This window comes from Parapedobacter sp. (assembly GCF_053550995.1).
Genome location: NZ_JBMQOC010000133.1, coordinates 1 through 13,294, shown reverse-complemented (window position 1 = coordinate 13,294; position 13,294 = coordinate 1). Strand labels below are relative to the sequence as shown.

The window sequence follows — 13,294 nt, the reverse complement described above, 5'->3', positions numbered from 1 at the left end:
GCAGCGAAAACCTGAGGTCCTCGAACAGCAGTTTGTCGCCGTAGGCTTTGCTGACTCCCTGGGCTTCGATAACCACATTGCCCAGGCGTGGCCCAGGCGGAATGAAGAGTTCCAGCTTGGCTTCCCGCTCTTTGGTTTCTTCGGAGGCCAGCTTTTCGTAGTTATGCAAGCGGGCTTTTGATTTGGCATGGCGGGCTTTGGGCGCCATCCGTGCCCATTCGAGTTCGCGCTCCAGTGTTTTCTGGCGCTTGCTCTCCGTTTTTTCCTCCTGGGCGAGCCGTTTCGCTTTCTGGTCAAGCCACGATGAATAATTGCCTTTCCAGGGGATACCCTCACCCCGGTCGAGCTCCAGTATCCAGCCGGCTACATTATCGAGGAAGTAGCGATCGTGCGTTACCGCAATGACCGTCCCTTTATACTGCTGTAGGTGCTGTTCGAGCCAGTCAATCGACTCGGCATCGAGGTGGTTGGTGGGCTCATCGAGCAAGAGTACATCCGGCTCTTGGAGCAACAACCGACATAATGCCACCCGGCGGCGCTCGCCGCCTGACAATGTGGCTATTCCGCGGTCGGGGTCGGGGCATCGCAGCGCGTCCATGGCGCGCTCGAGTTTATTGTCCAGCTCCCATGCGCCTGAAGCGTCTATTTTATCCTGTATCTCACCCTGCCGTGCCAGCAGGCGATCCATTTCATCGGCATTTTCGTATACTTCGGGCAGGCCGAACTTCTCGTTGATCTCTTCGTACTCGCGAAGCAGTTCGGTGGTTTCGGCCACCCCCTCTTCGACCACCTCACGAACGGTCTTGGCAGCGTCCAACTCGGGTTCCTGAGCCAGATAGCCTACACTGTAGCCGGGCGAAAAGACCACTTCGCCCTGGTACGATTTGTCGAATCCGGCGATGATGCGTAGCAACGATGACTTACCGGAGCCGTTGAGGCCAATGACACCGATTTTGGCGCCGTAGAAAAAGGAGAGGTAAATGTTTTTTAATACTTGTTTTTGCGGTGGATAGATTTTGCTAACCCCCGCCATGGAGAAAATCACTTTTTCGTCTGACATATTTTTTGAGTCTCTTTGATGCTTACGAATAAACCAAGAAGCGCAAAGATAGTCAGAATGGGGCAATAAATACTTTTATGCGGCCTGACAAAATGTTATCTTTGTATCAATGGCTTAATTGTTGATAAAAGTTACATAAAATAGTTAAGGTACAACCGATATTTTTTCTACATTTATCGAATCCTTAGCATAAAAAAAGAAAGGTAATACATTCATGGAAGCAAAATTTTCGCCTCGCGTAAAGGATGTGATTTCATACAGCAGGGAAGAAGCCATCAGGTTGAAACACGATTATATCGGCACGGAGCACTTATTGCTCGGCCTTATTCGTGAAGGGGATGGCATCGCCATCAAGATACTAAAACACACAGGGATCGACACTACGGAATTGCGTAAGTCTATCGAAGACGCCGTAAAGGGTTCTTCGATGTCTCGGGCCCCTATCGGCAATATGCCGCTTACCAAACAAGCGGAAAAAGTATTGAAAATCACCTACCTTGAGGCCAAGATATTCAAAAGCGACGTCATCGGCACGGAACACCTGCTGCTGTCTATCCTGCGCGATGAAGACAACATCGCTTCGCAGATACTGCAGCAGTACGACATCAACTACGACGTATTCAAAGCCGATGTAGAGCAGAACAAGGCGGGCATCACCGGTCAGGCAGCGGGTTCTACTGCCGGCGACGACGATTTCAAAGAAGACGACCATTTCAATCAGCCGAAGAAGGTTTCCGATATCAAGTCGAAGACACCGGTGCTCGATAATTTCGGCCGCGACCTCACCAAGGCGGCTGAGGAAGGTCGGCTGGATCCTATCGTAGGCCGCGAGAAGGAAATCGAGCGCGTGTCGCAAATCCTTTCAAGGCGTAAGAAAAACAACCCTATCCTCATCGGTGAGCCCGGTGTGGGTAAATCGGCCATTGCCGAGGGGCTGGCCCTTCGCATCATCCAACGCAAAGTGTCGCGCGTATTGTTCAACAAGCGCGTGGTGACGCTTGATCTTGCCTCGCTGGTTGCAGGCACCAAATACCGGGGCCAATTCGAGGAACGCATGAAAGCGGTGATGAACGAACTGGAGAAATCGCCAGACGTGATCCTCTTCATCGACGAGATACACACCATCGTAGGTGCGGGCGGTGCTTCCGGTTCGCTGGATGCCTCGAACATGTTCAAGCCAGCGTTGGCGCGTGGCGAAATCCAATGCATCGGTGCCACCACCCTCGACGAATACCGCCAATACATTGAAAAAGACGGGGCACTCGATCGGCGTTTCCAAAAGGTGATGATCGAGCCGGCATCGCATGATGAAACCGTAGAGATACTCAACCGCATCAAAGAGAAGTACGAGGAACACCACAACGTCAATTACACTCCGGAGGCCATCGAGGCTTGCGTAACGCTGACCACGCGGTACATTACGGATCGGTTCTTGCCCGACAAGGCCATCGACGCGCTGGACGAAGCAGGATCACGGGTGCACTTGACCAATATCCATGTGCCGCAGACCATCATCGATATTGAGGAAAAAATCGAAGAGATAAAGATCGAAAAAAACAAGGTGGTACGCAGCCAGAAATATGAAGAGGCGGCCAAGCTACGCGATACGGAGAAAAAGCTGCTGGAAGAGTTGGAGGAAGAAAAGGTAGCATGGGAGGCGGAAACCAAAACCAAGCGGTATACGGTTACGGAAGATAACGTGGCCGAAGTGGTATCCATGATGACGGGCATCCCCGTACAACGTGTGGGACAGTCCGACAGCCAGAAGCTACTCGGTATGTCAGACTCCATGAAGGGCCGCATTATCGGACAGGACGAGGCCGTGAAGAAATTGGTCAAAGCCATCCAGCGCACGCGCGCCGGATTGAAAGACCCCAAGAAGCCCATCGGGTCCTTTATTTTCCTCGGCCCTACGGGGGTTGGTAAAACCGAGCTGGCGAAGGAATTGGCGCGGTTCATGTTCGACAGCGAAGACTCGCTTATCCAGATCGACATGAGTGAGTACATGGAGAAATTTGCCATCTCCCGCTTGGTGGGAGCGCCTCCGGGATACGTAGGCTATGAAGAAGGCGGCCAGCTGACCGAGAAAGTACGGCGTAAACCCTACTCGGTGGTATTGCTCGACGAAATAGAGAAAGCACACCCCGACGTGTTCAACCTGTTGCTGCAGGTGCTGGACGAAGGGCAGCTGACCGATAGTCTCGGCCGCCGTGTGGATTTCCGGAATACCATCTTGATTATGACCTCCAACATCGGTGCACGCCAGTTGAAAGATTTCGGACAGGGTGTCGGCTTTACCACATCGGCCAAGGCCGAGCAAGCCGAAACCCATTCGCGCAGTGTCATCGAGAATGCCCTTAAGCGGGCGTTTGCGCCGGAATTCCTCAACCGGGTGGACGACGTAATCGTGTTTAACTCGCTCGATAAGGAGCACATCTTCAAAATTATCGACATCGAGCTCAAATCGCTCTTCGTCCGCATCGAAGCACTGGGATATAGCATCAAGCTTACGGATGCGGCAAAGGAATTTGTCGCCGAGAAAGGCTTCGATAGTAACTTCGGTGCGCGGCCCCTCAAACGGGCTATCCAGAAATACCTGGAAGATCCGATCGCCGAGGAAATCCTCAAAGGCGAAGTGGCCGAAGGTAATACACTGGAGGTCGATTACGATAAGACCAAGGAAGAGGTGGTCGTCAATATCCAGGCTGGTGATGGTGGTTCTTCAAAACCATCGAATCTAGCAGAGGAAAAGAAAGACGATTAAGTATCTAATGAGGTAAATGTAAATCGGCCAGCTGACATCAGCTGGCCGATTTTGTTTTGGGTTATTATTAGAGTATTTCAGCGCCTATTCCTAATATTCTTCTTCGACGGCTTCTGTTTCGACGGTGGCCGCCGCTTGCTTTTTCTTTCCCGCCCCGGTAATCATCTTTAACAGTACCGGTGCCGTGGCAACGACGACAATACCCATGATAACATATTCCAGGTTGCGTTGCACCCACGCATTTTCACCAAGCAGATAGCCGAGGGTGGCCAGGCTACCGACCCAAAGGATGCCACCGACCACATTATATAAAGCAAATTTCCTGATGTCCATTTCTACGATACCGGCCACAATAGGGGCAAACGTACGCACAACGGGAAGAAAACGCGCCAAAATAATAGCCACCCCACCACGCTTGTGGTAAAATTCCTGCGCCCGGAAGATGTACTCTTTCTTGAAAAGCCAGTTGTCTTTCATTTTGAGTAACCGGTGTCCAAAATACTTGCCGCACCAATAGCCGACAAAATTACCTAATATGCCAGCGGCCGAAATCAAGGCAATCCAATACAATAAGGTAAGCACGGAATCCACCGGCCCTAAGGTAAGGTTAGCGATGATGATGCCTGCGATAAACAGGATAGGGTCACCGGGCAGGAAAAACCCGATGAGGATACCCGTTTCAGCAAAAACAATGAATAACAATAAATACAGGCCGCCATGGGCAACAATCCAATCCGGATTGGTTAGGTTATTTAAAAAATCGAGAAATGCTTCCACAAACTAATCCAAAAAAATAATAGCAAAGAAATGAACGAATACTGGAAAGATGTTGTATAAAATCATGCCATAACTTGAAGTACGGACATCACTTTTTTGTTAAAGACGTGAAATGTCATTGCGATGACAGGAATTGGCCATACCATTTACCCGAATCTTTCAGTGTACGCAGTTGGGTATCGAAGTCGACGTGCACCAAACCGAACCGGGGGTGGTAGCCTTCCGACCATTCAAAATTATCCGTGAGCGTCCAAACGAAGTAGCCATGCACGTTATAACCCTCCCGTTTGGCACGCAGCACCTGCGCAATGTGGGACTGGAGGTATTGGACCCGTTGGTCATCGGACACCCTGCCGTTCACCAAGGTATCGGGAAATGCAGCTCCATTTTCGGTGACATAGATTTTGGGGATATTCGAATATGCACTGAATTTCTTAATCATCTCATAGATGGCTTCGGGGTAAACCTCCCAGCCCATCTCGGTGACGGGCTGCACGCGCCGGTGCTTCGCCGGCCATATTCTCGCGCCTAGGTAAGGTACGAAAAAAGAATGCCGTACCACTTCGCGCGTATAGTTCTGGATGCCGATAAAATCGAAATCGAATGGCAACAGGGCGTCATCACCTGCCCGCATATACTTCTCTATACCACGGAGCGACTTCAGATCCGCCACGGGATACCCCATTCCCAACAATGGCTCGATAAACATCCGGTTGATTAGGGTATCTGCACGTTTGGCCGCTGCCACATCTTTGCGCCGAGAGCCCGCCGGGTGGATACTGGAACAAGAGAACGTGCTACCAACCGAAGCTTCCGGTATCTCCAACCGCAACAACCGCCCGACCTCTCCCATGGCCAGCGTGGCATGATGGGCGGCAGGGAAAAAGTTACGTAACCCCGTAAGCCCCGGTGCGTGCACACCGAAGAAATAACCGGCACCGGTAAAAACGGTGGGTTCGTTGAGCACCATCCAATGTATTACCCGGTCGCCATACCGTTTGGCTACACATGCTGCATAGTCCGACAGCCACGACAATACGTCGCGGTTGGCCCACCCTCCCCGATCTTGTAATGCCTGTGGCAAGTCCCAATGGTATAACGTAACCCAGGGCATAATGCCCTGCGCCAAACAATGGTCGATGAGCCGATCATAGAAATCGAGGCCCTTGTCATTGGGCTTACCGATACCGTTGGGCAGTATCCGGGGCCACGAAAGCGAAAAACGGAAATTGGGGATATGCATTCGCTTTACAAATGCCACATCCTCCGGGTAGCGGCGATAGAAATCGCAGGTTATGTCTGGGCAGTGGCCTCGTTTGATTTTTCCTTTGCGATGGGCGAACGTGTCCCAGATAGACGGTCCCTTCCCATCGGCATCCCATGCACCCTCGGTCTGGAAAGCGGCGCTGGACACCCCCCATTGGAAATCCGTACCGAAATCTGCTTTTACCATCTATACGAGCATTTTGGGTATATGCGTTTCCAGCAAGCTATCGATAATGTCTTGGGTGCAATCGGGATAATCTACGGTGACCGTACGTTTGCTATTGAGCCAGGCTTCGATGGCAATGTCGTTTTTTGCCTTCAGGCTTTTGATCACGGGCACACCCATCTCTTCGAGCGCCGCCGCATTGAGATGCTGCTCGTATTGGTTTTTCATCGGGATGACCAGCAGCTTCTTCTTCATGAACAATGCTTCAGCGGGTGTTTCGAATCCGGCACCGCACAGGACGCCCGCAGAAGTGGCCATGCTTTGGATGAATGCTTCGTTGGCGATGGGCTGTACGTGAACGTTGCGCATCTCGAACGGTGTTTTGTTGTGTTTGGAAAATACCTCCCACCGGATGTCTGGAAAACGCATCAGCTCTTTGAGCAGTCTCGCGTCGTCATACGCCGGCAGATACACCGTATAGTGTCCGCGGTCGGACACATCCAACTGCCGCACCTGCTGCCGGATTACCGGGGTGAATATTCGGTTGTTGTAAGGTTTGAAATGAAACCCATAGTTTAGCGAAGCCGGTGCATAGTTGCGCATGATGAACTTACCCAACATATCTTGTTCTTTGGGCTTGGGTGCCTGCGCATCCATGGTAGCGGCTTGATGGCTGAGCCCGATACATTCCTTGTCGCGCGTATGGCACGCCCATGCGGAAATAGGTTCAAAATCGTTGATGATCAAATCATAATCTTCGATTGGCAGGGTATTCACTTCGTGGACGAGCCTACGTACCGTGGAGCTCATGAACGTCTTCCAGAGGTCCACCCCACCCTTCTTCCCGAAAATGAAGCTGAGGCCATGCATCCGGTATTTCACGGCGAATGGCAATTCCAGATCGGCTTGGATACCGCTTATCAATACATCGACGGCGGCCCGCCGCTGCAAGCAGGGCACCACATCCATCGCTCGGCTTAAATGGCCATTGCCCGTACCCTGTACCGCGTAGAGGATTTTCATGCTGAACTATTAGACGCTAGACACTAGACAACAGATATTGGACTCACGCTCCGTGATCAGTTATCAGCCGTCAATTATTAATGCCTGAACGCAGACACCAAAAAACGGGAAAAAATACGGATTTTCAAACCCGACAACCAATTTAACACCTGCTTCATTGCCATGATGATGTACCTCCTCGGTAGCGAAGGACGGGATCTAACGTTATACCATTGTTAGAAAAACATGAATGATTTGTGATTTTTCGCCATAAGGCGTAACTTTAACACATGAACCGCATCTACCCGCTTCCCATTGCGATCATCACCATTGTCTTCCTTTCGTCTTGGGGGTTCCACGCCCACAAACGTATCAACCGGATGGCCGTTTTTACATTACCTACTGACATAGCCGGTTTTTACAAGAACCATGTGGACTACATGACGGAGCATGCGGTGGATGCCGACAAGCGTTGCTATGTGGATAGCGCCGAGTCGCCCCGCCATTTCATCGACGCCGATGAATATGGCAGCCAACCGTTCGACAGCATCCCTGTCCATTGGACGGCCGCCGTGGAAAAATTCAGCGAACGCCGGCTATTAGCCCGGGGGGTACTCCCTTGGCAGATCAACCGGAGTTATTATGCGCTGGTCAAGGCATTCAGCGAAAAGGACTTGCGGCGGATATTGCGCCACTCGTCAGATATTGGCCATTACCTTGCCGACGCCCATGTGCCCCTGCACACGACGAGCAATTACAATGGGCAGCGGACCAATCAGGTAGGTATCCATGCCTTTTGGGAAAGCCGCTTGCCAGAACTCTTCTCGGAAGGATACGACTTCTTCGTTGGTCGCGCGGAATATGTAGGGTCGCCCGTCGACGAAGCATGGCGCATCGTGCAGGAGAGCCACGCCCTCGTCGATTCGGTACTGGCTATCGAGGCACAGCTGGACGATCGGTTTCCCACCGACCGGAAATACGGGTACGTTTCCCGGAAAAACTTACTGATCCGCACCTACTCAGACGACTATTCGGCTGCCTATCATGAGGCGCTGGATGGCATGGTGGAGCGGCGGATGCGCGGCGCCATCCAAAGCATCGGTAACTTTTGGTTTTCCGCCTGGGTGGATGCGGGGCAGCCGGATATCCGGCATTTACCGCAGGAGCCACCGGTCACGGATACGATACCACCGCCTGCTGTCGGGCAAAAACTGCTCGGCAGGGAGGAATGGCATTAACGAGCACTGACATCGGCAATAATTTCGACAACTTCATTGAGCTCATCGGACGAAAGACTTCCGAATCCCAGCCGTATACCGCTGTGTTTGGATGTTTGATACAGCAGGTAGCGGGGGAGGTATAGGTCTCGCGTGGCACAAGCATCGTGTAAACGCATTAAATTATAACCGGCTGGCCATCGGGTCCACACCGCCAAGCCGCCCGTCGGTACAATCACCTCAACCCGATCGCGCAACCGATTGGCCAACAGGTTAACCAGGTAATCGCGACGTGTCTTGTACTCTCGCACGGTTTTCTTGAGGTAGCGGTGGATTTCACCGTCGGCAATCATTTCGCCAAGTGCGGCTTCGGTAAGCGTATCGCCATACCGATCCATGATACCGAGCAGTTTACCCATCTCGGCAATCAGTTCCTCGGGCGCCACGATGAAGCCCGACCGGAATCCCGGTGCCATCGCCTTGCCAAAGGTGCCGATATACACCACCATGCCGGTGGTATCGGCACTCGCTATCGGGAGCAGGGGGCTCCCATCGTAGTGGTAGTCGTAGTCGTAGTCGTCTTCCAAAATGATAAAACCATAAGTAGCTGACAGCTCCAACAACTCCACCCGCCGTTGGGCGGTCAGTGTAACGGTAGTGGGGTAATGATGGTGCGGCGTGATATACAGCATCCGGATAGGCCGGCGCTCGCAGAGCCTGCGTACTGCTTCGACATCGAGCCCTTCGTTATCCAGCGGAACGGTGAGCACCGCGGCGCCCGCTTTCTGGAGGATCATATTGGTCGCGAAATAGCTGAGTTCCCCCACCACTACGCAGTCGCCAACCGACAACAGGGTTTCGGCCACGATGTAGACGCTGAGTTCGAGGCTACGGGTTACCAGCATATTCTTGCCGGAAATATGCAACCCCCGTGTGAGGTTGAGGAAATTCACCAACTGCTCCCTGTAATAGGTACTATCCAGCGAATGGCCATACCCGAGCTTGCGTTGATTCCCTTTACGTTTCATGTTGGTGTGCAGCAAGCGCGACAAATAACCGACATGCGACAATCTCGGGTCGGGCAGCCCGTCGTCGAGCGTGAACCTTGCAGGCCCATGGTCGAACGGGTTGTCCAATACCGACCATCGCTTAAAATCGAAACCGGCCTGTGCGGGGTAGCCGACGAGCGCCCGGCTGTCCGTATTCGAAAGCCGCTTTGGTTTCTCACGCGCCCCGTTTTTCACAAACGTTCCCCGACTGGGGCAGATAGCTATCCACCCTTGTGCCTCCAACTCGGCATAGCTGGCCACCACGGTGTTGCGATGCAGCCCGAGTAAATGGGCAAGCTGCCGGCTGCCCGGCAATTTGTGGCCATCCATTAGGTAGCCGCGCTGGATAGCATTGATCAGCTGGTGGGCCACCTGTAGGTAAACCGGAGTGGTGGCACCACGGGTTACTTGGATGAAACTTTGGTAAGGCACTGAAACCGGACTAGCCATAAAATGAAAACTGGCACCTCTTGATGTGCCGGCAAGTTACGACTTTTGCCAAAAATCAATCGAATGATACGATATTTTAAAGGTACCTATGTAATTTTAGGGGCATTATTATGGTCCGGCTCGGCCATTGCCCAAGAGGATACCCGTGCGATACCGCTCCGGGAAGTCATCATCACGGAAAATCGGATGCAATTGCCCTTCGCCAAACAAAACCGGAACATCCAGATCATCGACCGGGCGCAGATCGATGCCATGCCCGCCCGATCGATCAACGAACTGCTTAGCCACATCAGCGGTGTGGACTTGCGCCAACGCGGACCCTTTGGCTCGCAGGCCGATGTAAGTGTCGATGGCGGTAGTTTTGAACAGACACTCATCCTAGTAAATGGCATCAAAGTATTGGATGCGCAGACGGGCCACAATACGCTTAACCTGCCCATCCCCACCGATGCCATTGAACGTATCGAAATCATCCGCGGACCCGCCGCACGTATCTATGGCATTAACAGCCTGACAGGCGCCATCAACATCGTGACGAAGAAACCTGATGATTCGGGGTGGTCGGCCCATGCCTACACCGGATCGGGGTTCAAGCGCGACACGGCGAACAACGACGCCCTTTTCAACGGACGGGGCATACAGCTAGGGGCCACGATGGTCGGCAATGCCGGTCACCATTCGCTTTATGGCAGCCACGAATCCGGCAACGGTTACCGGTACAACACAGCATTCCGTAACAACAAAGTTTTTTATCAGGGTGAAATACCTACCAACCGCACGGATGCGTTGTCACTGATGGGCGGTTATGTCTCCAATGGCTTTGGCGCCAATGGGTTCTATGCCGCCCCAGGCGATAAGGAATCGCGTGAAGTGGTGCAAACCGTGTTGGCCGCCATTGGGTATCGGAGCAGGTTGACTGACCGGCTCTCGCTATCACCACGGGTAAGCTACCGTTATGGATACGACGATTACCGTTATTTCCGCCACGATCTGAGCCGCGCACGGAGCCAACACCATGGCCATGCCATCAATGCCGAGGTGAACGCCACCCTCACAACCCGAGCAGGCGATATCGGTATGGGTGTGGAAATGCGTAATGAAATTATCCGTAGCAGCAATATCGGCAACCATAACCGCGATAATTATGGACTGTATGCCGAATTCAAAACGGAAAAAATAGCACGGCTACTACTCAACGCCGGTGCCTATGTGAATTACAATTCGGATTATGGCTGGCAGCTGTTCCCTGGAATAGACTTGGGGTACCAGCTCAGTGAGCGATGGAAACTGGTGGCCCATACGGGTATGGGCCAACGCATCCCTTCGTTTACCGACCTTTACCTCGACCAACGGCCCGGCAACATCGGCAACCCGCAATTGCAGTCGGAAAGCTCCTGGCATGCCGAAGGCGGCATCAAGTATGCCGACAACCACACAATCGCCCACGTGGGTTATTTCTATCGCAACATGGGCAATTTCATCGATTGGGTACGGCTATCGTTGGATGAGCCCTGGCAACCCCACAATTTCCAGCGGAACCGCACACAAGGGCTCACCTTTTCCGGAAACTACCGGCTATTCCGCGGGCAGTCAAACGCCACATGGATGGTAGGGCTCGGCTATACCTGGTTGGCGCCCCAATTCGACGACAGTCACAATGCAGGCTTCCTTTCCAAGTACGTCATTGAGAGTTTGCGTCACCAAGCAACCACCAACATCCATTTTTCATCGGGCAGGCTTTCTGCTAGCGTGGCTGCTCGGTTCAATGAACGCATCAGCTATAAAAGCTATTTCCTGGGCGACGCCCGTGTCGGGTATCAACTGAACCCCCTCGATGTCTACGTAGACATCCAAAACATTTTTGACGCCACGTATATCGAAGCAGCAGCTGTGCCCATGCCGGGACGATGGTTTAGCCTGGGCGTTAAATACGGACTTTAACTCCTTTGCTTAACCTTTCTTATCCAACAAGCGCCACACAACGGCCGCCACCACACCCCCTACGATGGGAGCAACGATAAACAGCCACAGCTGGCTTAGCGCAGCCCCTCCCGCCAAGATTGCCGGCCCGAAGCTACGTGCTGGATTGACCGATGTACCGGTAATCGGGATGGCAACCAGGTGGATCAGCACCAAGGTAAAGCCGATGGCTAGTCCCGCCATGGTACTATTCCCCCATTTGGAGGTGGCGCCAAAGATCACGAAAAGGAAAAGGAACGTCAGTACGGCCTCCGTCAGGAACGCAGCTGATGTGCTGTATTCGTTCTGGTATCCTTCGCCCCAGCCATTCGCGCCATAGGCCCACTCGCCCGGCGTGAAGCCTGCCAATTGGCCACTTAGTATCTGCTGCAACACAAATGCGCCGAGCAGTGCGCCGATGAATTGGGCGATGATGTAGGCGATGGCGTCGGCCACGGATATTTTACCGCCGACAAGTAGCCCGATGGTAACGGCTGGATTGATGTGGCAGCCCGTGATACCGCCGATAGCGTAGGCAAAAACCACCACCGACACACCAAATGCCAACGCAATACCCAATAGGCCCAAACCCGAAAGGCCGGCAAGGGTATCCACTCCGGCAACCGCGGCAGCCCCGCAACCGAACAGCACCAACCCAAAGGTGCCTACCAATTCGGCCACGAACTTCGTTGAAGTCTTAATTTCCATGATTTTATAATTTTGGTTCACCCAAAGATAACAGGTTTTAACGAAACGCAGTTATTTTTCTGCATAAAAAAATCCCGCTTCACAGCGGGACTTTTCCATTTAACCAAACCTAACAAAATGAATACAATTTTGTTTCTTACCGACGCAAAAGTATCTACCTCTTGTTATGCCGCCATTAAGCCTTAATTAACTTTATCTACGGGCGGAGGATGGTTGGCATAAAATTATCAAATCGTAATCAGCCCACTACCCGGCTTTGCTACGGGGATGTCTTGGGCACCCATTCCCATGTGGAAATCTTCGGGGTTAGGCCCGAACGTGATGTTCGCGTTCAATGCGCGTTCCCAGGTCACCTCAGCACCCGTGTAGGCTGCCAACGTCGATAAAATTCCCACCATCGTGCTGTTGGTCATCCAGTCGCCGTCATTGATAGGTGTGCCCGATCGGATGGAAGCAAAAAGCTCATCATGCTCCGTTTGATACATGTTATTGTTCGGACCATCGTATTTCCATGCGCCGGCGCCTAAGATTTCGTAGCGGCTACCGATATCGACAGCCATCTTGCCGCTTGTTCCAACAACATCGACACTATTACGGTTGGTAACGCCCGTTTGCTGACGTGCAAAATGGTAACCTTTTATGCCGCCTGGGTAGGTAAGCTCCACAGCAAAATGATCGAATACATTGCCTTTTTCCTGATCTACCCGCACCTGCCGGCCGCCGCTGCCGATAGCCTTCTCGGGCGAGATATCCCCCATCACCCACGACATCATATCCAAACTATGCACAGCCTGTTCGATAACGAGGTCGCCCGACATCCAATTGTAGTAAAACCAATTGCGCAGTTGAAACTCGAGGTCAGACCATCCCGCTTGG

General features: G+C 52.6%; 10 protein-coding genes. 3 read left to right on the top strand and 7 right to left on the bottom strand.

Going from position 1 to position 13,294, the window contains the following annotated elements; translation table 11 throughout:
• On the bottom strand, positions 1 to 1,060 hold a 1,060-nt coding region (locus ACO1NT_RS18165), incomplete at its 3' end, for an ATP-binding cassette domain-containing protein (RefSeq protein WP_449050164.1).
• Positions 1,061 to 1,274: 214 nt separating this feature from the next.
• Here ACO1NT_RS18165 and ACO1NT_RS18160 point away from each other — a divergent pair.
• Complete coding sequence (locus tag ACO1NT_RS18160) at positions 1,275 to 3,824, top strand: ATP-dependent Clp protease ATP-binding subunit (protein ID WP_449050163.1); 2,550 nt, start codon at positions 1,275 to 1,277, stop codon at positions 3,822 to 3,824.
• 90 nt (positions 3,825 to 3,914) lie between these two features.
• On the opposite strand, the gene ACO1NT_RS18155 is transcribed toward ACO1NT_RS18160, so the two are convergent.
• The 3 genes from ACO1NT_RS18155 to ACO1NT_RS18145 form a co-directional block, all read right to left on the bottom strand.
• A complete protein-coding gene (locus tag ACO1NT_RS18155) occupies positions 3,915 to 4,601 on the bottom strand; it encodes a DedA family protein (RefSeq protein WP_449050162.1) in 687 nt (228 codons plus the stop codon).
• A gap of 115 nt (positions 4,602 to 4,716) precedes the next feature.
• Entirely contained in the window at positions 4,717 to 6,054 is a 1,338-nt protein-coding gene (locus ACO1NT_RS18150; RefSeq protein WP_449050161.1) for a GH1 family beta-glucosidase, read from the bottom strand.
• The gene (locus tag ACO1NT_RS18145) at positions 6,055 to 7,056 is read right to left on the bottom strand and encodes a glycosyltransferase family protein (RefSeq protein WP_449050160.1); all 1,002 of its coding nucleotides are present in this window, start codon (positions 7,054 to 7,056) and stop codon (positions 6,055 to 6,057) included. It abuts the gene before it with no gap.
• Positions 7,057 to 7,325: 269 nt separating this feature from the next.
• On the opposite strand from ACO1NT_RS18145, the gene ACO1NT_RS18140 reads away from it, so the two are divergent.
• Positions 7,326 to 8,273, top strand: a complete 948-nt coding sequence (locus tag ACO1NT_RS18140) for a zinc dependent phospholipase C family protein (RefSeq protein WP_449050159.1) — start codon at positions 7,326 to 7,328, stop codon at positions 8,271 to 8,273.
• Here ACO1NT_RS18140 and ACO1NT_RS18135 read toward each other — a convergent pair.
• The gene (locus tag ACO1NT_RS18135) at positions 8,270 to 9,751 is read right to left on the bottom strand and encodes an aminotransferase-like domain-containing protein (RefSeq protein ID WP_449050158.1); all 1,482 of its coding nucleotides are present in this window, start codon (positions 9,749 to 9,751) and stop codon (positions 8,270 to 8,272) included. The genes ACO1NT_RS18140 and ACO1NT_RS18135 overlap by 4 nt on opposite strands.
• A gap of 63 nt (positions 9,752 to 9,814) precedes the next feature.
• On the opposite strand from ACO1NT_RS18135, the gene ACO1NT_RS18130 reads away from it, so the two are divergent.
• Positions 9,815 to 11,692 (top strand): TonB-dependent receptor plug domain-containing protein, encoded by a 1,878-nt coding sequence (locus ACO1NT_RS18130; protein ID WP_449050157.1) that lies wholly within the window; start codon positions 9,815 to 9,817, stop codon positions 11,690 to 11,692.
• 9 nt (positions 11,693 to 11,701) lie between these two features.
• Here the strand turns inward: ACO1NT_RS18130 and ACO1NT_RS18125 are convergent, their stop codons facing one another.
• Positions 11,702 to 12,418 (bottom strand): MIP family channel protein, encoded by a 717-nt coding sequence (locus ACO1NT_RS18125; RefSeq protein WP_449050156.1) that lies wholly within the window; start codon positions 12,416 to 12,418, stop codon positions 11,702 to 11,704.
• 227 nt (positions 12,419 to 12,645) lie between these two features.
• A partial coding sequence (locus ACO1NT_RS18120; protein WP_449050155.1) for a Gfo/Idh/MocA family protein occupies positions 12,646 to 13,294 on the bottom strand: 649 nt, incomplete at its 5' end.